Origin of the sequence: Jatrophihabitans lederbergiae (genome assembly GCF_031845305.1) — a bacterium.
Classification (GTDB): domain Bacteria; phylum Actinomycetota; class Actinomycetes; order Mycobacteriales; family Jatrophihabitantaceae; genus Jatrophihabitans_A; species Jatrophihabitans_A lederbergiae.
Window position 1 is genome coordinate 35282 of the sequence record NZ_JAVREH010000007.1, and the last position, 18032, is coordinate 53313.

The 18032-nt window shown below is 71.7% G+C and carries 20 protein-coding genes; 3 read left to right on the plus strand and 17 right to left on the minus strand.

The genetic code is table 11. The annotated features are described in order from the left end of the window. Nucleotides 1-91: 91 nt before the first annotated feature. A complete protein-coding gene (locus RM423_RS07680) occupies nucleotides 92-748 on the plus strand; it encodes an ankyrin repeat domain-containing protein (RefSeq protein ID WP_311422429.1) in 657 nt (218 codons plus the stop codon). A gap of 7 nt (nucleotides 749-755) precedes the next feature. After that, entirely contained in the window at nucleotides 756-1448 is a 693-nt protein-coding gene (locus RM423_RS07685; RefSeq protein ID WP_311422430.1) for a potassium channel family protein, read from the plus strand. Between the two features lie 58 nt (nucleotides 1449-1506). Here the strand turns inward: RM423_RS07685 and RM423_RS07690 are convergent, their stop codons facing one another. After that, complete coding sequence (locus RM423_RS07690) at nucleotides 1507-2310, minus strand: VIT1/CCC1 transporter family protein (RefSeq protein WP_311422431.1); 804 nt, start codon at nucleotides 2308-2310, stop codon at nucleotides 1507-1509. After that, a complete protein-coding gene (gene lgt, locus RM423_RS07695; RefSeq protein ID WP_311422432.1) occupies nucleotides 2207-3238 on the minus strand; it encodes a prolipoprotein diacylglyceryl transferase in 1032 nt (343 codons plus the stop codon). Before lgt ends, RM423_RS07690 begins: the two co-directional genes overlap by 104 nt. A gap of 68 nt (nucleotides 3239-3306) precedes the next feature. Between lgt and RM423_RS07700 the strand changes: the two genes are divergently transcribed. Continuing rightward, nucleotides 3307-4293, plus strand: a complete 987-nt coding sequence (locus tag RM423_RS07700) for a quinone oxidoreductase family protein (RefSeq protein WP_311422433.1) — start codon at nucleotides 3307-3309, stop codon at nucleotides 4291-4293. Between the two features lie 45 nt (nucleotides 4294-4338). Here the strand turns inward: RM423_RS07700 and trpA are convergent, their stop codons facing one another. The 15 genes from trpA to hisD form a co-directional block, all read right to left on the minus strand. Then, entirely contained in the window at nucleotides 4339-5151 is an 813-nt protein-coding gene (gene trpA / locus RM423_RS07705; protein ID WP_311422434.1) for a tryptophan synthase subunit alpha, read from the minus strand. Continuing rightward, a complete protein-coding gene (gene trpB / locus RM423_RS07710) occupies nucleotides 5148-6413 on the minus strand; it encodes a tryptophan synthase subunit beta (RefSeq protein WP_311422591.1) in 1266 nt (421 codons plus the stop codon). The genes trpA and trpB overlap by 4 nt, the downstream gene beginning before the upstream one ends. A 155-nt stretch (nucleotides 6414-6568) precedes the next feature. Continuing rightward, nucleotides 6569-7381, minus strand: a complete 813-nt coding sequence (gene trpC / locus RM423_RS07715) for an indole-3-glycerol phosphate synthase TrpC (protein WP_311422435.1) — start codon at nucleotides 7379-7381, stop codon at nucleotides 6569-6571. A 93-nt stretch (nucleotides 7382-7474) separates the two neighbouring features. Continuing rightward, nucleotides 7475-8050, minus strand: coding sequence for a Trp biosynthesis-associated membrane protein (locus RM423_RS07720; RefSeq protein WP_311422436.1), 576 nt, complete (start codon nucleotides 8048-8050; stop codon nucleotides 7475-7477). Further along, nucleotides 8047-9537, minus strand: coding sequence for an anthranilate synthase component I (locus tag RM423_RS07725; RefSeq protein WP_311422437.1), 1491 nt, complete (start codon nucleotides 9535-9537; stop codon nucleotides 8047-8049). The genes RM423_RS07720 and RM423_RS07725 overlap by 4 nt, the downstream gene beginning before the upstream one ends. After that, a complete protein-coding gene (gene hisI / locus RM423_RS07730) occupies nucleotides 9534-9908 on the minus strand; it encodes a phosphoribosyl-AMP cyclohydrolase (protein ID WP_311422438.1) in 375 nt (124 codons plus the stop codon). The genes RM423_RS07725 and hisI overlap by 4 nt, the downstream gene beginning before the upstream one ends. Before the next feature lie 42 nt (nucleotides 9909-9950). Next, nucleotides 9951-11576, minus strand: coding sequence for a sensor histidine kinase (locus RM423_RS07735; protein WP_311422439.1), 1626 nt, complete (start codon nucleotides 11574-11576; stop codon nucleotides 9951-9953). Then, complete coding sequence (locus RM423_RS07740) at nucleotides 11573-12331, minus strand: response regulator transcription factor (protein ID WP_396327636.1); 759 nt, start codon at nucleotides 12329-12331, stop codon at nucleotides 11573-11575. The genes RM423_RS07735 and RM423_RS07740 overlap by 4 nt, the downstream gene beginning before the upstream one ends. Nucleotides 12332-12437: 106 nt before the next feature. Continuing rightward, on the minus strand, nucleotides 12438-13211 hold the full coding sequence (gene hisF / locus RM423_RS07745) for an imidazole glycerol phosphate synthase subunit HisF (RefSeq protein ID WP_311422441.1): 774 nt from the start codon (nucleotides 13209-13211) through the stop codon (nucleotides 12438-12440). Beyond that, the gene (gene priA, locus RM423_RS07750) at nucleotides 13208-13945 is read right to left on the minus strand and encodes a bifunctional 1-(5-phosphoribosyl)-5-((5-phosphoribosylamino)methylideneamino)imidazole-4-carboxamide isomerase/phosphoribosylanthranilate isomerase PriA (protein ID WP_311422442.1); all 738 of its coding nucleotides are present in this window, start codon (nucleotides 13943-13945) and stop codon (nucleotides 13208-13210) included. Before priA ends, hisF begins: the two co-directional genes overlap by 4 nt. Further along, a complete protein-coding gene (locus tag RM423_RS07755; RefSeq protein WP_311422443.1) occupies nucleotides 13942-14274 on the minus strand; it encodes a hypothetical protein in 333 nt (110 codons plus the stop codon). The genes priA and RM423_RS07755 overlap by 4 nt, the downstream gene beginning before the upstream one ends. Nucleotides 14275-14314: 40 nt before the next feature. Next, nucleotides 14315-14926 carry an imidazole glycerol phosphate synthase subunit HisH gene (gene hisH / locus RM423_RS07760; RefSeq protein ID WP_311422444.1) on the minus strand — a complete coding sequence of 204 codons (612 nt, stop codon included), beginning with the start codon at nucleotides 14924-14926 and terminating at the stop codon, nucleotides 14315-14317. Between the two features lie 2 nt (nucleotides 14927-14928). Then, nucleotides 14929-15531 (minus strand): imidazoleglycerol-phosphate dehydratase HisB, encoded by a 603-nt coding sequence (hisB, locus tag RM423_RS07765; protein ID WP_311422445.1) that lies wholly within the window; start codon nucleotides 15529-15531, stop codon nucleotides 14929-14931. Then, nucleotides 15528-16679, minus strand: coding sequence for a histidinol-phosphate transaminase (locus tag RM423_RS07770; protein ID WP_311422446.1), 1152 nt, complete (start codon nucleotides 16677-16679; stop codon nucleotides 15528-15530). The genes hisB and RM423_RS07770 overlap by 4 nt, the downstream gene beginning before the upstream one ends. Continuing rightward, a complete protein-coding gene (gene hisD / locus RM423_RS07775) occupies nucleotides 16676-17983 on the minus strand; it encodes a histidinol dehydrogenase (protein WP_311422447.1) in 1308 nt (435 codons plus the stop codon). Before hisD ends, RM423_RS07770 begins: the two co-directional genes overlap by 4 nt. Nucleotides 17984-18032: the final 49 nt, after the last annotated feature.

The following is an 18032-nucleotide window of genomic DNA, read 5'->3' on the forward strand; positions in this document are numbered from 1 at the left end:
CAGAATACCGTCCGTGCGCCCTGGTCCGCGGTGACCGGTGCGCGCTGCGACGCCTCTGCCAGGCATTGCCCATCAGTGGCACAGTAGTCGCATGGCCGAGGTCAACGAATTCTTTGCCGCTATCGAGTCCGGCGACGTGAGTTGCGTGCGGGCTCTGCTCGGCCGCCATCCGGAGCTGTTGAAGGCGGCCAGCCCCGAGGGCGCGTCACCCTCGCTGGCCGCCCTGTACGCCGGTCACGCTCACCTGGCCGACGAGCTGGCGGCCCAGCTCGGAGACCTCTCGGTGTTCGAGGCAGCCGCCTTCGACGACACCGAACGGCTGGGCGAGCTGATGCTGGCGGACCGGGCGGTCATCGAGTCCTGGAGCCCGGATGGCTGGCAACCGCTGCACCTGGCCGCCTTCTTCGGGCGCGCAGAGGCGGCCCGCGCCCTGCTGGACGCCGACGCGCCGGTGGCCGAGCCGTCGCGCAACGAGCTGGCGGTGCAGCCGCTGCACGCCGCGGCGGCGGGCCAGCACTCGGAGCTGGTGTGGATCCTGATCGCCTCCGACGCCCCGGTGCAGGCCCGGCAGCGGCGCGGCTGGACACCGTTGCACTCGGCGGTGGCCAACGCCGACGTCGACTCCATCCTGGCGTTGCTGTCGGCCGGGGCCGACCCCGACTGCGTCAACGACGACGGCAAGAGCCCCCTGGACCTGTCCCCCACCGACGCTGTCCGCAGCCTGCTGCAGGGCAGCGAGCTCGGCTGAAGCGACCTTGACCGACCGTACTTCCGGCACCCTGCTCAGCCGGATCCGCCGGCAACCGTCGGCGGCGCTGCTGGCGGTGCAGCTGCTCGGCGTGCTGCTCTATCCCGCCTTCGGCAACTCCCGGGCCGGAACCAGCGCGATCTCGCTGTTCGGCCTGCTGGTGCTGGCGCTGGCGGTGTGGTCGGTGGAGACGACCGCGTGGACGGTGTGGATCTCGATCGCCCTGGGAGTGCCCTCGACGGTGTTCGCGGTGCTGCAGGTGGCCTCGTCCTCGCCCACCTGGCAGGGTTGGGGCTCGGGCTTCGAGTCAGCCTTCTACTTCTACGCCGCGGGCAGCCTGATCGTGTACATGCTGGCCGACCGCGACATCACCAAGGACGAGCTGTTCGCGGTGGGGGCGACCTTCACCCTGCTGGCCTGGGCCTTCGCGCATCTGTTCGTGGTGACACAGATCGTCTGGCCGGGCTCGTTCACCGCGGCGTTGCACGCCGAGGCGCCCCGAACCTGGATGGAGTTGCTGTTCCTGAGCTTCACCACGCTGTCGAGCACCGGCCTCAGCGATGTGGTGCCGGTGCAGCCGCACGCCCGCAGCTTCGTGATGATCGAGCAGCTGGCCGGCCTGGCGTACGTGGCGATGATCGTGTCGTGGATGGTGGGCCTGACGGTCGCGCGGTCCCGGGCAGGCAACGACCGGAGCTGACGGGAGCGAGCCTGGATCGGGTGCCTGACGCTGCCAAGCCCGGGTGGCTGACTCAAGATCAGGTGACGTTGGCGCCGACGAGGTGGCCGACGCCGTAGGTCACCACGGCCGTCACCAGGCCGAGCAGCATCTGCCGGCCGCCGGCGTACCACCAGGCGCGGGTGGTGAAGCGGGCGGTGAGGGCACCGGTGACGAACAGCCCGAGCAGGGCCAGCGCCGCGGCCAGCGGAAGCATCCTGGCCGCGAACAGGAACGGCAGCAGGGGTATGAACGCGCCGATCGCGAACGAGGCGAGGGAGGACACCGCCGCGACCTTGGGGTCCGGCAGGTCGTGGATGTCGACGCCGAGCTCTTCTTGCGCGTGGATCTCGAGGGCCTGCTTCGGATCAGCCGACAGCTGCTCGGCGACCAGCTGCGCGAGCTCCGGATCGACGCCACGGTTGATGTAGATCTGGGTCAACTCTACAAGCTCCGCCTCGGCATTGTGGATCAGCTCGTGGCGCTCGACCTCGACCTCGGCCTGCATCGACTCGTTCTGGCTGCGGACCGAGATGTACTCGCCGGTGCTCATCGAGAACGCCCCGCCGAGTAGCCCGGCGACGCCTGCCAGCACCACCGGACGTGCGCCGTCGCTGGCCGCGGCGACCCCGGCGATCAGGGCGAAGTTCGAGACCAGCCCGTCGACCATGCCGAACACGGTGGGACGCAACCACCCGCCGGAGACGTCGCGGTGCTCGTGCCCGATGGCGAGCTGCGGGTCACCGATCGAGTGGTGTGGACGCCCCGTCGGCTCGTTCTGGCTGAGCTGTGGCCGAGCCGGGGACGGCTGCGGGCCGGTCTGGCGGATCGGGATGCTCGGCATGCTTCGAGTCTAGGTCGGTCTCGGCGGCGCCCTCGGACCCAGGATTGCCTAAGCCGGCAGTGCCTTCGGGCTCGGGATCGGCGGGCTCCCGGGCGGCGCTGCGGGGCGAGGACCGGTGCACCAAGAACCAGGCCAGCGCGGCCAGGAAAACCAGGATCGACACCCAGCTGTTGACCCGCATGCCCAGGATGTGGTTGGCAGGGTCGTCCCGCAACGCCTCGACCCAGAACCTGCCGAGGGTGTAGCCCATCACGTACAGGGCGAACACCTGCCCCTTGCCGAGCCGGTACCTGCGGTCGGCCCACAGCAGCAGGCCCGCGACGGCGAGGTTCCACAGCATCTCGTACAGAAAGGTGGGCTGGTAGTAGCCCAGCACGATCGCGTGTCCCGAGGCGTCGCGGGCGGCCTTGCCGTTCACCACGTCCAGCTGGTGGATCTGCAGCTTCCACGGCAGGGTGGTCGCCCGGCCGTACAGCTCGTTGTTGAACCAGTTGCCCCAGCGGCCCATCGCCTGGGCTATCAGGATGCCCGGCGCGCAGGCGTCGGCGAAGGCCGCGAAGTTCAGCTTGTGCCGGCGGCAGCCGATGTAGGCCCCCAGCGCCCCGAGCGCCACCGCGCCCCAGATGCCGAGGCCGCCGTCCCAGATCTTGACCGCGTCGATGGGGTGCCGGCCGCGGGCGAAGTACAGCTCCGGGTCGGTGATGACGTGGTACAGCCGGCCGCCGACGATGCCGAACAGCACCGCCCAGCCGGCCACGTCGCCGACCTGTTGCGCCGCGCCGCCACGCTCACGCCAGCGCCGGTCGGTCAGCCACACCGCGAAGATGATCCCCGCCACGATGCACAGGGCATACAGGTGCAGGGGCAGCGGGCCGATCCGGATGACACTGACGGTCGGGCTCGGGATCGAGGCGTGGATTAGCTGCACGCCCACACGGTAGATGAGGGACCTGAGCGCCGCTCAGCCCGGCGGCGGTCGGTCTGTACGGTGACCGTATGCCTGCCTCGACCCATCCCGCCCTGATCGTGACCGAGCACGGTGGACCCGACGTTCTGCGCGTCGAGCAGCGCGAGCCGCGCGCACCCGAAGGCGGCGAGTTGCTCGTCCGGGTCGAGGCGGCCGGGGTCAACTTCGTCGACACCTACCAGCGCGAGGGCGTCTATCCGGTCCCGACGCCGTTCGTGCTCGGCAGCGAGGGTGCCGGGACGGTCGAGGCGGTCGGTTCCGACGTCACCGGCTTTCCGGCGGGCGCCCGGGTCGCCTGGTCGCAGACGCTGGGCAGCGCGGCGACCCTGGCGCTGGTGCCGGCCGGCGACGCGGTGCTGGTTCCCGATGCCGTCGCTGCCACGGACGCCGCCGCGGTGATGCTGCAGGGCATGACAGCGCACTACCTCGTCAACTCGACGTACCAGGTGCGCGCGGGCGACACGGTGCTGGTGCACGCCGCGGCCGGTGGTGTCGGCCAACTGCTCGTACAGCTGGCCAAGGCCGCCGGCGCGACCGTGCTGGCGACCGCCTCCACCGAGGAGAAGGCCGCGAAGGCGAGGTCGCTCGGAGCGGACCGGGTGTTCAACTACACCGAGATCGACGACCTGGCCACCGCGGTCCGCGAGGCCACCGACGGCATCGGGGTCGCTGCCGTGTACGACGGCGTCGGCAAGAGCACCTTCGACGCGTCCCTGGCCTCGCTCCGGCGGCGCGGCACGCTGGCCCTCTTCGGTGCCGCGAGCGGCCCGGTGCCCCCGTTCGACCTGCAGCGATTGAACCCCGCCGGCTCGCTCTTCGTTACCCGGCCAACGCTGAAGCACTACATCGCGACCCGCGCGGAACTGGAAGAGCGCGCCACCGCGGTGCTCGGCGCGGTGGCGGCGGGCACCCTGAAGGTCGAGATCGGCGGCCGGTACCCGCTGGCGGACGCGGCGCGGGCGTATGAGGACCTGCAGGGCCGCCGGACGACCGGCAAGCTGCTGCTCATTCCGTAAGCCCGCGCTGGAAGCCGGTACTCGTGCGGCCTTCAGCGGCGGCCCTCAGCGGCGGCGGCAGCCCTCGGCCAGCTCGGCGGCCAGCTCGCCGGCCGCGGCCACCCCCGCCGCGTCCGGCGAGTCCAGCAGTCGCCGGACGAACGCCGATCCGACGATGACGCCGTCGGCGAACGCGGCCACCTCGGCGGCCTGATCGGCGTTGGACACGCCCAGCCCGACGCACACCGCAATGTCCGGGACGAGCGCGCGAACCCGGCTGACGAGGCCGGTCGCGGCGGCGCTGACCTCGGCCCGGACGCCGGTGACGCCCATCGTCGACGCGGCGTAGACGAAGCCCCGCGACGCGGCCACGGTGGAGACGACCCGGGCGTCGGTCGAGGACGGCGCGACCAGGAACACCCGGTCGAGGTCGTACTTGTCGCTGGCGGCCAGCCACGGGGCGGCCTCGTCCGGAATCAGGTCCGGCGTGATGGCCCCGGCTCCCCCGGCCGCGGCCAGGTCCGCGGCGAAGCGCTCGACCCCGTACTTCTCGATCGGATTCCAGTACGACATCACCACGGCGGCCGCGCCGGCCTTACTGACGGCGGCCACCGCCCGGAGCACATCGGACATGCCCACGCCCGCGCGCACCGCGGGGTCGACCGCGGCCTGGATGGTGGGCCCGTCCATGCCCGGGTCGGAGTACGGAACGCCGATCTCGATCACGTCGGCGCCACCGGTCACCATGGCGCGCATCGCTTCGATGGAGGTCGCCGTGTCCGGGTAGCCGACCGGCAGGTAACCGATCAGCGCTGCCCGGTTCTCGGCGCGGGCTGCTGCCAGCACGGTCGCGAGCGTGCTGGCGTCCGCGCCGCTCACGCGCGTGCCACCTCTTCGTGGATGGCCTCCTCGCTGACGACCCCGAAGTACTTCGACGCGGTCTCGACGTCCTTGTCACCGCGGCCGGAGAGGTTGACCAGGATCGTCGCGTCCGGACCGAGCTCGCGGCCCAGCACCAGCGCGCCGGCCAGGGCATGCGAGGTCTCGATCGCCGGGATGATGCCCTCGGTGCGGCACATCAGGCTGAACGCCTGCATCGCCTCGTCGTCGGTCACCGGGCGGTACTCGGCCCGTCCGGTGTCGTGCAGCCAGGCATGCTCGGGTCCGACGCCCGGGTAGTCCAGGCCGGCGGAGATGGAGTGCGACTCGGTGGTCTGGCCGTTGGCGTCCTGAAGCAGGTACGACCGGGCACCGTGCAGCACGCCCGGCGAGCCGCCGGTGATGGTGGCCGCGTGCCGGCCGGTGTGCACGCCGTCGCCCGCTGCCTCCAGCCCCACCAGCCGCACCCCGGCGTCCGGGATGAAGTCGTAGAAGATGCCGATGGCGTTGGAGCCGCCACCGACGCAGGCCGCCACCACGTCGGGCAGCCGGCCGGTGCGCTCGAGCACCTGGGCGCGGGCCTCCTGCCCGATGACCCTGTGGAACTCCCGCACCATCCGCGGAATGGGGTGCGGCCCCGCGGCCGTGCCGAAGAGGTAGTGGGTGGAGTCGACATGGGCGACCCAGTCCCGGAACGCCTCGTTGATGGCGTCCTTGAGCGTGCGGGAACCGGTCGTCACCGGCACCACCTCGGCCCCGAGCAGCCGCATCCGCGCCACGTTGAGCGCTTGCCGGCGGGTGTCCTCCTCGCCCATGTAGACGACGCACTCCAGCCCGAGCAGCGCGGCCGCGGTCGCGGTGGCCACCCCGTGCTGGCCGGCGCCGGTCTCGGCGATCACCCGGGTCTTGCCGAGCCGCTGGGTCAGCAGTGCCTGGCCGAGAACATTATTGATCTTGTGCGAGCCGGTGTGGTTGAGGTCCTCGCGCTTGAGCAGGATCCGGGCGCCGCCGGCGTGCTCGGAGAACCGCTCCGCCTCGGACAGCGGCGACGGACGGCCGCCGTAGTCGTGCAGCAGCCGCGACAGCTCGGCGCCGAACGCCGGATCGGCCTGGGCGGCCCGGAACTCGACCTCGATCTCGTCGAGCGCGGCGACGAGCGCCTCGGGGACGAACCGCCCGCCGTAGGGACCGAAGTGGCCGGTGCTGTCAGGGACCGCAGCAGTGTCAGGGGTAGCAGCAGTGTCGGACGTGGGATCCGCCATGGCGGACGGGTCAGAGATGGTCATTACGAAGCTCCGGTGGGAACAGGCCGGTACTGGCCGGGGAAAGGGACGACTGACGGTGGAACGTCAGCTGCGCCATCGTCCGTCCGCCACGGCACACACCATCAGCGGGCGAACCGCCATCGCCCGGCCCGTCATCGCGCGGCCCTTGGCGTGGCTGGATGCGCACCGGCGGTGACCAGGTCGGCGACCGCCTGCCGGGGATTGCCCGAGGTGACCAGGCCTTCGCCGACCAGAACCGCGTCGGCACCCGCCGCGGCGTACGTGATCAGATCGTGTGCGTCCCGCACGCCCGACTCGGCGACCTTGACGATGTCGCTCGGCAGTCCGGGAGCGATCCGCTCGAAGACCGAGCGGTCCACCTGCAGTGTCTTGAGGTTGCGGGCGTTGACACCGATGACCCGTGCCCCGGCGTCCAGCGCCCGGGAGGCCTCTTGTTCGTCGTGCACCTCGACCAGCGCCGTCATGCCGAGCGACTCGATGCGCTCGCGCAACCCGATCAGCGCGTTCTGCTTCAGGGCGGCGACGATCAGCAGGACCAGGTCGGCGCCGTGCGCGCGCGCCTCGTGCACCTGGTAGGAGCTGACGACGAAGTCCTTGCGCAGCACCGGAATCGACACCGAGGCCCGCACCGAGTCCAGGTCCGCCAGCGAGCCGCCGAAGCGGCGCTGCTCGGTGAGCACGCTGATCACCCGGGCGCCGCCGGCCTGGTACTGCCCGGCGAGATCCGAGGGCTCCGCGATCTCGGCCAGGTCTCCCTTGGACGGGCTGCGCCGCTTGATCTCGGCGATCACCGCAACCCCGGGTGCGCGGAGTGCGGCATAGGCATCCAGGGCCGGACGGGCCGCGCAGGCGGCAGCCTTGACCTGGTCGAGGTCCACCAGGGCCTCACGCGCGGCAACGTCCTCGCGCACGCCGAAGACTATGTCGTCGAGGACGTTGACCATCGGTCTCCTCGCTTCGTCTAGGTCGAGACCGGACGCATCGACCGAACCGAACCAACGCAAACGGCCGCTGTGCACCCGATGTGTTCCTCGATGTTAGCGATCAGGGATCGTCGGATCTTCACCGCGGTCCAGCCGGCGCCACGGATCGCCGGATGTCGCTACCTCGGCGGGAGCCGCGTACCTGGACGACAGGCCGGCCATCCAGGCCGCGGCGCGCGCGACGACGGCGACCCCTGCAACGGTGAGGACGACGGCCAGCACCAGCGTCAGCACCGGCCACACCGGGTACTGGTGCACCCTGATCGCACCGGTGGTCTGGCTGAGCCGGTTCCCCAGCAGTTCGGAAGCCCGGTTCCGGCCGGGCGCCCCGAGACCGCGCAAACCGTACCAGAGCGAGCCGACGCCGGCCGCGACGAGCAGCACGCCCAGCACCCGGCGCGCCCAGTCCCCGGTGACCAGGACGAGCACCGCGGTCACCAGCGCGACGACCGCCAAGCCGTTCAGCGCCGGGAATTCGGTGCGGCCGCTGACGCCCACGGCCACCGGGCCGAACGGCGGCTGGCGAGTAGCGGTCAACCGCAGCCATTGCTGGCTGGAGGTGAACACGATCCCGCCCGCGCCCACCGCGACCAGGGCGACCACGGTGGTCAGCTCCCGCCGCTGCCTCACGGGCGCAGGGTCTCGGCGTTGGCGATGGCCTGCAGCACCGCACGGGCCTTGTTCCGGGTCTCGGCCTCCTCGTTGGCGGGAACGGAGTCGGCCACCACGCCGGCGCCGGCCTGGACGTAGGCCGTTCCGCCGGTCATCACTGCCGTCCGGATCGCGATCGCCAGGTCCATGTCACCCGCGGGGTCGAAGTAGCCGACCGCGCCGGCGTAGATGCCGCGCCGCACCGGCTCGAACTGCTCCAGCAACTGCATCGCCCGGACCTTCGGCGCGCCGGAGACGGTGCCGTGCGGAAAGGCGGCCAGGAACACGTCGAAGGCGTCCTTGCCCGCTGCCACCTCGCCGGTGACGGTCGAGACGATGTGCCAGACGTGGCTGTAGCGCTCCACCACGCCGAACTCCGCCACCTCCACCGTGCCCGGCGCGCAGACCCGGCCGAGGTCGTTGCGGGCGAGGTCGACCAGCATCACGTGCTCGGCCCGCTCCTTGGGGTCGGCGAGGAGCTCGGACACCAGCGCGGCATCCTGGGCGGCGTCCGCGCCCCGTGGCCGGGTGCCGGCGATGGGATGGATGGTCGCCCGGTCGCCGGTGACGGTGACCAGCGCCTCGGGGCTGGAGCCCACGATGTCGAAGTCCTCGAAGTGCAGGAAGTACAGGTACGGCGACGGGTTCAGCGTCCGCAGCGCGCGGTAGACGTCGAAGGCGTCGGCGGTGGTCTCGGCGATGAACCGCTGCCCGGGCAGGATCTGGAACACCTCGCCGGCCCGGATGGCCTCCAGGCAGCGCTCGACCACAGCCTCGAACTCGCCCGGCCCCGAGCGTGACCGGGCCGCCTTGGGAGGCACCGTGACCAGCGGGACGACGGTCGACTCGGCCGGCCGGGCAAGGTCGTCGGCCATCGCGTCCAGGCGCCGCCCGGCGTCGGCGTACGCCTCGTCCAGGTCGGCTGTCGTCATGCCGGGATGCAGCAGCGCGTTGGCGATCAGGGTGACGGTGCAGCTGTGGTGGTCGACGGCCGCGAGGTCGGTGACCAGCAGCATCGACAGCTCCGGCAGGTTCAGCTCGTCCGGCGCGATCTCGGGCAGCGTCTCGATCCGGCGTACCACGTCGTAGCCGAGGTAGCCGACGAAGCCACCGGTCAACGGCGGCAGGCCGGGCAGCCGTGGTGCCTGGACGGCACGCCACGCGGCCGCGAGCAGCTCCAGCGGATCCCCCTCGGTGGGCAGCCCGGCGGGTACCTCACCCAGCCAGCTGCCGGCGCCACCGTTGGCGGTCAGGGTCGCCACGGCACGGACGCCGACGAACGACCAGCGCGAGAACGAGGCTCCCGGCTCGGCCGATTCCAGCAGGAAGGTGCCCGGACGGCCGCCGCTGAGCTTGCGGTACACCCCGACCGGTGTCTCGGCGTCGGCGCAGAGGGTCCGGGTGATCGGTGCCAGCAGGTGGGTACGGGCCAGTTCGGCCAGGTCCCCGCGACCGATCGCGGTCACCCCGCCACCACCGGAACCGGCATCAGCGCGCCGGCGTCGAAGCAGGTGCGGTCCCCGGTGTGGCAGGCGGCACCGACCTGGTCCACCTTCACCAGCAGGGCGTCGCCGTCGCAGTCCAGGGACACCGACCGGACGTGCTGGGCGTGGCCCGAGGTCTCCCCCTTCACCCAATACTCCTGCCGGGACCGGGACCAGTACGTGGCCCGGCCGGTTGTCAGCGTTCGGTGCAGCGCCTCGTCGTCCATCCAGCCGAGCATCAGTACCTCACCGGTGTCGTGCTGCTGCACGACCGCGGCGACCAGCCCGGCGGCATCGCGCTTGAGCCGTTTCGCGATCGTGGGGTCGAGCGCGGACGCGGGAGTCGAGGCCATACCGCGATTCTGCCGTGTCGGGCCGCGGGGCTCGGTGCGGGGCTAACCGGCGACGGAAACCGGACCGGCCGGTGGCTCCTGCTGCGTTGCCAGCGGCAGCGTCACTGTCACCGTGGTGCCGCCCTCGACCGACGAGTCGAAGCGCACCTGACCACCGTGGGCCTGCACGATCTGCGCCACGATGGCCATCCCGAGGCCGCTGCCGCCCTTGGCCCGGCTGCGCGCCTTGTCCGCGCGCCAGAACCGCTCGAAGACGTGCGAGGCCTCGTCCGGGCTCAGGCCCGGGCCGGCGTCGGTCACGCTCAGCGCCACCGTCGGCCCCTGCTGGGTGCGCCCGCCCACCGCCTCCAGCCGGATCGGCCCGTCCTGGGTGTGCGCGGCGGCGTTGGTGGTCAGGTTGATCAGCACCCGCAGCAGCTGGTCGCGGTCCCCGGTCACCACCAGGCCGCCGGAGTCCAGCACGGTGAGTTCTCGCTCGGGATGGGCGGCACGGACGGCCCGCGCGGCCTCGGACAGCAACTGGTCGACCTCGACCGGCTCCCGGCGGAGCACCGTGCCCTGATCCCCCCGAGCGAGGACGAGCAGGTCCTCGACCAGCCGCGACATCCTGGTGCCCTCCACCTCGATCCGGCGCATCGAGTCGTCCGGGGCGTCGGTGGGCTGCGCGCGCATCCGGGCGAGCTCGGCGTACCCGCGGATGGAGGTCAGCGGGGTACGCAGCTCGTGCGAGGCGTCGGCCAGGAACTGCCGCATCCGCTCCTCGCTGCGCAGCCGGGCCGCGAACTCGCTTTCCACCGCCTGCAACAGGGTGTTCATCGACGACGCGACCTGGCCGACCTCGGTCGACGGATCCGCGTCGGGCACCCGGCGGTCCAGGCCGGAGCCGTCCGGACCGAGCTCCGCGGTCACCTCCTGCGCGGTGCGGGTCACCCGGTGCAGCGGCCGCAGACCCGCCCGGACACCCCACATGGTCAGTGCCGCGGCAAGCGCCACCGCCGCGGCACCGATGGCCACTTCCAGCAGCAGCAGCCGGTGCAGCGTGTCCTGGACGTCGTGGATGGACAGGCCGACCACCAGGACGCCGGGCACCACGTCCGCGCCCAGCCCCTGGTCCGCCGAGGTGTTCGAGAACTGGGCGCCTACCGAGGTGACCCGCAAGTCGATGCCGTCCGTCGTGGTGACCGTCCGCATCTTGTTCGGATGCTCGGCAAGGGTGCGGCGGTCGCCCGCGCTGAGCGCGAGCGGGTGGATGAGCAGGTCGTTGGGGACCGTCACCAGCACCGTGCCGTCATCGGAAAGGCCGGCGAACCACACGTTCTGTGCGCCCGGCGGCGCGGTGCTCGGCCGTAGTGCGTAGTCCAGGTACCGGTTGATGTTGGACGTCTGGGCCACCGAGGCCAGCTGGTCGTCCAGCCGTGCGGTCAGGAACGGCGCGAGGGCGCTGTAGGTGGCGAAGCCGATCAGGACGACCAGCAGCGTCACCAGGCCGACGACGCCGCACACCAGCCGGCCGGTCAGGGTGCGCAGTACGCCGACCCGGCCCAGCGGGGCGAGCACCTGGGCACGCCAGTGCTGCCAACCGGACCGCCGAGGCGCAGGCTCCGATGGCGGCACGTCCCGCGTCGCGACAGGCGGCCATGGGTGCTGCGGATCGGCGGGTTGGCTCACCCTCGCGGCGCCTTGATCACATAGCCGGCGCCACGAACGGTGTGGATCAGCTTCGGGTCCACGCTGTCGATCTTGCGGCGCAGGTAACCGATGTACAGCTCGACGATGTTCGACTGGCCCTGGAAGTCGTACTTCCACACCCGGTCCAGGATCTGTGCCTTGGACAGCACCACCCGCTCGTTGCGCATCAGGTAGCGCAGCAGCTCGAACTCGGTGGCCGTCAGGTGGATCTCTGCACCGGCGCGGGTGACCTCGTGGCTGTTCTCGTCCAGCTCGAGATCAGCGACCCGCAGCACGCCGTCACGGTCCACGTCGGCCTGGGTGCGCCGCAACACGGCGTGCACCCGGGCCAGCAGCTCCTCGACGCTGAAGGGCTTGACCACGTAGTCGTCCGCGCCCGAGCGCAGGCCCGCCACCCGGTCGGTCGCGGTGTCGCGCGCGGTCAGGAAGATCACCGGCACCGCGGAGCCGGCCGAGCGCAGGTGCTGCAGCACGGCATGACCGTCCAGGCCCGGCATCATCACGTCGAGCACCACCAGATCCGGGTCGTGCTCGGCCACGGCCGCCAGCGCGGAATGCCCGTTGTCGGCGGTGACCGCCTCGAAACCGTCGAACCTCAGTGCCGACGCCACCAGGTGCACCACGTTCTCTTCGTCATCGACCACCAGCACCCGGCGCTTGGTGCGCGGCACCACTGAAGGCTGCGGAGAGTGCGCCGATTGGGCGGGTTGTGCGGCAGAAACGGAACTCGACATGATCCGAGGGTCCCGCTTGGGAGTATGCACACCATGAGCTTTCACTGTGCATGACCTGTGCGCCAGCACCAGCCCACCGGTCCACGCGCCCTGATCGTCACCGACGTCACCGGACCGTGACGCCGGCCGCCGCCAAGCCTGCCTTGACCGCGCCGACGGTGAGGTCGCCGAAGTGGAACACGCTCGCCGCGAGGACGGCGTCCGCGCCGGCGGCGACGGCCGGGGGGAAGTGCTCGACCGCACCGGCACCGCCGCTGGCGATGATCGGCACCCCGACGACCGATCGGACGAGCTCGATGAGCGCGAGGTCGAAACCTTCCTTGGTGCCGTCGGCGTCCATGGAGTTGAGCAGGATCTCGCCCGCCCCCAGGTCGGCGGCGCGCCGGGCCCAGTCCACGGCGTCGATGCCGGTGCCACGCCGGCCGCCGTGCGTGGTCACCTCGAACCCGGACCGGGTCGGCTCGCTGTCCGCGGGCACCCGGCGGGCGTCCACGGACAGCACCAGTACCTGCCGGCCGAACCGGTTCGCGATCTCGGTGAGCAGCTGTGGACGGGAGATGGCCGCGGTGTTCACGCCGACCTTGTCCGCGCCGGCGCGCAGCAGCGCGTCCACGTGGTCGGCCGACCGGATACCGCCACCGACGGTGAGCGGGATGAATACCTGCTCGGCGGTGCGCCGGACGATGTCGAGGGTGGTCTCGCGCCCGGCGGACGAGGCGGTGATGTCGAGGAAGGTCAGCTCGTCGGCGCCCTCGGCGTCATAGCGGCGGGCCAGCTCCACCGGATCGCCGGCGTCGCGCAGCCCGCTGAAGTTGACGCCCTTCACCACCCGTCCGGCGTCGACGTCCAGGCACGGGATCACCCGCACAGCCACGGTCACGGCTGGATTCCCGGTGCCCCGACCGCTTGCAGCGCCTCGGGCAGGGTGAAGGCGCCGGCGTACAGGGCCTTTCCGACGATCGCTCCCTCGACCCCGATCGAGGTCAGGGCGGCGAGCACGCGCAGATCGTCCAGGGACGAGACACCGCCGGAGGCGACCACGGGCCGGTCGGTGGCCGCGCAGACCGTACGGAGCAGCTCCACGTTCGGGCCGGTCAGGGTGCCGTCGCGGTGCACGTCGGTCACCACGTACCGGGCGCAGCCGTCGGCGTCCAGGCGCGCCAGCGTCTCGTACAGGTTTCCGCCCTCAGAGGTCCAGCCCCGGGCCGCCAGGGTCGTGCCCCGGACGTCCAGGCCGACCGCGATCTTGTCGCCGTGCTCGGCGATGGCGGCCCGGACCCAGTCCGGTGACTCCAGGGCGGCCGTGCCCAGGTTCACCCGGGCGCACCCGGTGTCCAGGGCCGCCTTGAGCGAGGCGTCGTCGCGAATGCCGCCGGACAGCTCCACCGCAACGTCCAGCCGCCCGACCACCTCGGCCAGCAGCTCGCGGTTGCTGCCCCGGCCGAAGGCCGCGTCCAGGTCGACCAGGTGAACCCACTTCGCGCCGCCGGACTGCCACGCCAGCGCCGCGTCCAGCGGGCTGCCGTAGGACGTCTCGGTGCCGGCCGCGCCCTGGACCAGGCGCACGGCCTTGCCATCGGCGACATCGACGGCGGGCAGCAGCACCAGGTTCACTTCTTGCTCCGATCAAGGAAGGCAGCGGCCAGGGCCGGGGTGGCGATCGAGGCGATCAACAGCACGCCGATCACCATGGTGAGAGAGCGGGTCATCGAGTACGTGATGACCACGACGACCAGCAGCGTGGACGCGATGGCGGCCCGGCGCTCCCGCTTGCGGATGCTCAGCGCGCTGGTGCTGCGGGGGCGGCGGCGCGTACGGGTGGGCAACAACCGGCGTCGCTGCCTGCGCTTCGCGCGCTTGTCGCGGTCGGCGCCCTGTTCGGAAAGCCTGAGCGCCGCCGTGCTCTCGCGCTCGGCCCGCCGCCGGGCGCGGTCCTTGCTCACGCGTCCACAGCCTGCCGCGGAAGACCGGCGGCAGCCGCGCTCACAGCGTGCCCAGCCAGTTCTTCAGCAGCCGCGCGCCCTCGTCGCCGGACTTCTCCGGATGGAACTGGGTGGCAGAAAGCGTCGGTGACTCGACCGCGGCGACGAAGCTCTCGCCGTGCACCGCGGTGGTCGGCAGGTAGCCGGAGCTGGCGGGCTCGCGAAGCGCGTAGGAGTGCACGAAGTAGAACCGCGCCCGCGGGTCCATGCCGGCGAACAGCACCGAATCCGACGGCGGCTGCACCGTGTTCCAGCCCATGTGCGGAACGATCGGTGCCCGCAGCGGCTCGACCCGACCCTCCAGCAAGCCGAGACCGGGAGTCTCGACGCCGTGCTCGACGCCGGTCTCGAACAGCACCTGCATGCCGACGCAGATGCCCAGCACCGGACGCCCCGCAGCGACCCGCTTCTTCAGGATCTCGCGAGCGCCGACCGCCTCCAGCCCGGCCATGCAGGCGGCGAAGGCGCCGACCCCGGGCACCACCAGGCCGTCCGCCTCGATCGCGGCGGCAGAATCGGAGCTCAGTTCCACCTGTGCCCCGGCCCGCTCCAGTGCCCGGACGGCGGAGCGGAGGTTGCCCGATCCGTAGTCCAGGACGACGACGCCGCTCACCGCTACAGCACCCCCTTCGTGGACGGCACGCCCTGTTGCCGGGGGTCCAGCTCGACAGCAGCGCGCAAGGCACGAGCCACCGCCTTGTACTGGGCCTCGGTGATGTGGTGCCAGTCCCGTCCGGCGTGCACGGTCACGTGCAGGGCGACGCGCGCGTGGTGGGTGAAGGACTCGAACACGTGCCGGGTCAGCGTGGTGGCGTAGGAGGTGTCCCGCCCGATCAGGTACGGCGGCGCGCCCTCCGGCTCGTTGTGCACCAGGTAGGGCCGCCCGGACAGGTCCACCGCGGCCGACACCAGCGCCTCGTCCATCGGGATCACCGCATCGCCGAAGCGGCGGGTGCCGGCCTTGCTGCCGGCAGCCTCGGCGAAGGCCTGCCCGAGCGCGATGGCCGCGTCCTCGACAGTGTGGTGCGAGTCGATGTGCAGGTCCCCCGCCACCTGCACCGTCAGGTCGAACAGGCCGTGTTTGCCGAACGAGCTCAGCATGTGGTCGAAGAACCCGACGCCGGTCGAGATGTCGGTGCTGCCCGAGCCGTCCAGGTCGATCTCGACCAGCACCTTGGTCTCGGCGGTCTGCCGCGCGACGCTTCCGGTCCGGCTCACGTGTGGTCTCCCATCCTCGGGTCGAGCAGGTCTTTCGCCACCTCGGAGAGCGCCGTCCGGAAGGCTCGCATCTCGTCCCGGGTGCCGATGGAGACCCGCAGCCAGCCGTCCGGCCCCGTCTCGCGGATCAGCACGCCGCGGTCGAGCAGGCCCTGCCAGACGGCGTGCCGGTCGGCGAACGTGCCGAACAGCACGAAGTTCGAGTCGGATTCTGCCGCCCGCAGCCCGACGGCACGCAGCCAGCTCACCGTATCGTCACGCTCGACCCGCAGGGTGTCGACCGTGGCCAGCAGCTCGGCGCTGTGTGCGAGCGCCGCCCGCGCGGTCGCCTGTGCCACCGCGGACAGGTGATAGGGCAGCCGGACGATCCGGACGGCGTCCACGACCGCGGCCGCGGCGGCCAGGTAGCCCAGCCGCCCTCCGGCCAGGGCGAATGCCTTGCTCATCGTCCGGGTGACGACCAGCTCGGGATGCTCGGCCAGCAGGGTCAGCGCGCTGGGCACGCCCGCCCGGCGGAACTCCGCGTACGCCTCGTCGACCACCACCACGCCGGGCGCGGCATCCAGCACCACCCGGACGTCGTCCAGCGGCAGCGCCGTTCCGGTCGGGTTGTTGGGCGAGGTCAGGATGATCACCGACGGCTGGTGCTCGGCGATGAGCTCGGCGGCGTGGCGCAGGTCGAGGCTGAAGTCGGTGTTGCGCCGGCCGGCCACCCACGTCGTATGGGTGTTTCGGGCGTACTCCGGGTACATCGAATACGTCGGCGCGAACGACACCGCGGTGCGGCCGGGGCCACCGAAGGCCTGCAGCAGCTGCTGCATGATCTCGTTCGACCCGTTGGCGGCCCAGAGCTGCGACGGCTGCAGCTCGACGTCGGCGTCAGCATTCAGAAAGGCCGCGAGATCCGCGCGCAGTGGCAGGAACTCCCGGTCCGGATAGCGATTCAGGGTCGTGGCGGCTTCGGCCACCGCCGCGGCGATCGCCGCCACGACGTTCCCGGACGGGGGGTAGGGGTTTTCGTTGACGTTGAGCTGGACCGGCACGACGAGCTGCGGGGCGCCGTAGGGCAGCTCTCCCCGTAACTCGTCACGCAGCGGCAGGTCGGCCAGCTCGCTTCTGGCCGAGCCGCCCCGGACGTCGGCGCTCATCCGGGCATGCGGGCCGCGACGGCCGCGCCGTGGGCGGGCAGGTCCTCGGCCTCGGCCAGTGCGATCACCAGCGGCGCGACGTCGAGCAGGGCGTCGCGGCTGTACTCGACCAGGTGCACGCCCTTGAGGAAGGACTGCACGCTCAGACCGGAGGCGTGCCGGGCGGTGCACCCGGTGGGCAGCACGTGGTTGGACCCGGCGCAGTAGTCACCGAGCGACACCGGCGAATGGGCACCGACGAACACGCACCCGGCACTGCGGACTCGTTCGGCGCGTTCCCGGGCGTCGGCGGTGATCACTTCCAGGTGCTCGGCGGCGTAGGCGTTCACGACATCCAGCCCCTGCTCCAGGTCTGCCACCAGGACGACTGCCGACTGCGGTCCGGACAGCGCCGTCTGCACCCGCTGGACGTGCTTGGTCTCGGCTACCAGCCGGGTCACCTCGTCGTTGACCGCATCGGCGAGCGCGGCGGAGTCCGTGACCAGTACCGAGGCGGCGGCGGGGTCGTGCTCGGCCTGGCTGATCAGGTCGGCGGCGACGTGGACCGGGTCGGCGGTCTCGTCCGCCAGGATGGCGATCTCGGTGGGACCTGCCTCGGCGTCGATGCCGACGACGCCGCGCAGCAACCGCTTGGCGGCGGCGACATAGATGTTGCCCGGGCCGGTGATGACGTCAACCGCTTCGATGTCCAGCTCGTCGTCGCCGTAGGCCAGCAGCGCCACGGCCTGGGCGCCGCCGACCGCGTACACCTCGTCCACGCCGAGCAGCTCGCAGGCCGCGAGGATGGTGGGGTGCGGCAGGCCGCCGAACTCCTTCTGGGCCGGCGAGACCACGACCAGCGACGGCACGCCCGCAGCCTGGGCCGGAACGACGTTCATCACGACCGAGGACGGGTAGACCGCGATGCCGCCGGGGACGTAGAGCCCCACCCGATCCACCGGAATCCACTTCTCGGTCACGGTGCCACCCGGCACCACCTCGACGGCCACCGTCTCACGGCGCTGGTGCTCGTGCACGATCTGGGTACGCCGGATCGACTCTTCCAGGGCCGTCCGGATCGCCGGGTCGAGGTCCGCCAGCGCCTGCGCCAGGGCGGCCCGGGGAACCCGCGGATCGGCCACGTCCACGCCGTCGAACCGGAGGGTGGCGGCACGGGCGGCGGCGTAACCACGCTCCCGGACGGCTTCGACAATGGGGCTGACGGCGGCCAGGGCGGCGTCGACGTCCATGGCGGCTCGGGGCAGCACTCGCCGCAGAGTCCGGGCGCTGGTGCGTTCGGCGGTGAGATCGACTCGGCGCAGCATGTGGCCAGTCTAGATAGCGCTGCAATCGCGCCGATCAGCGCGCCGGTGG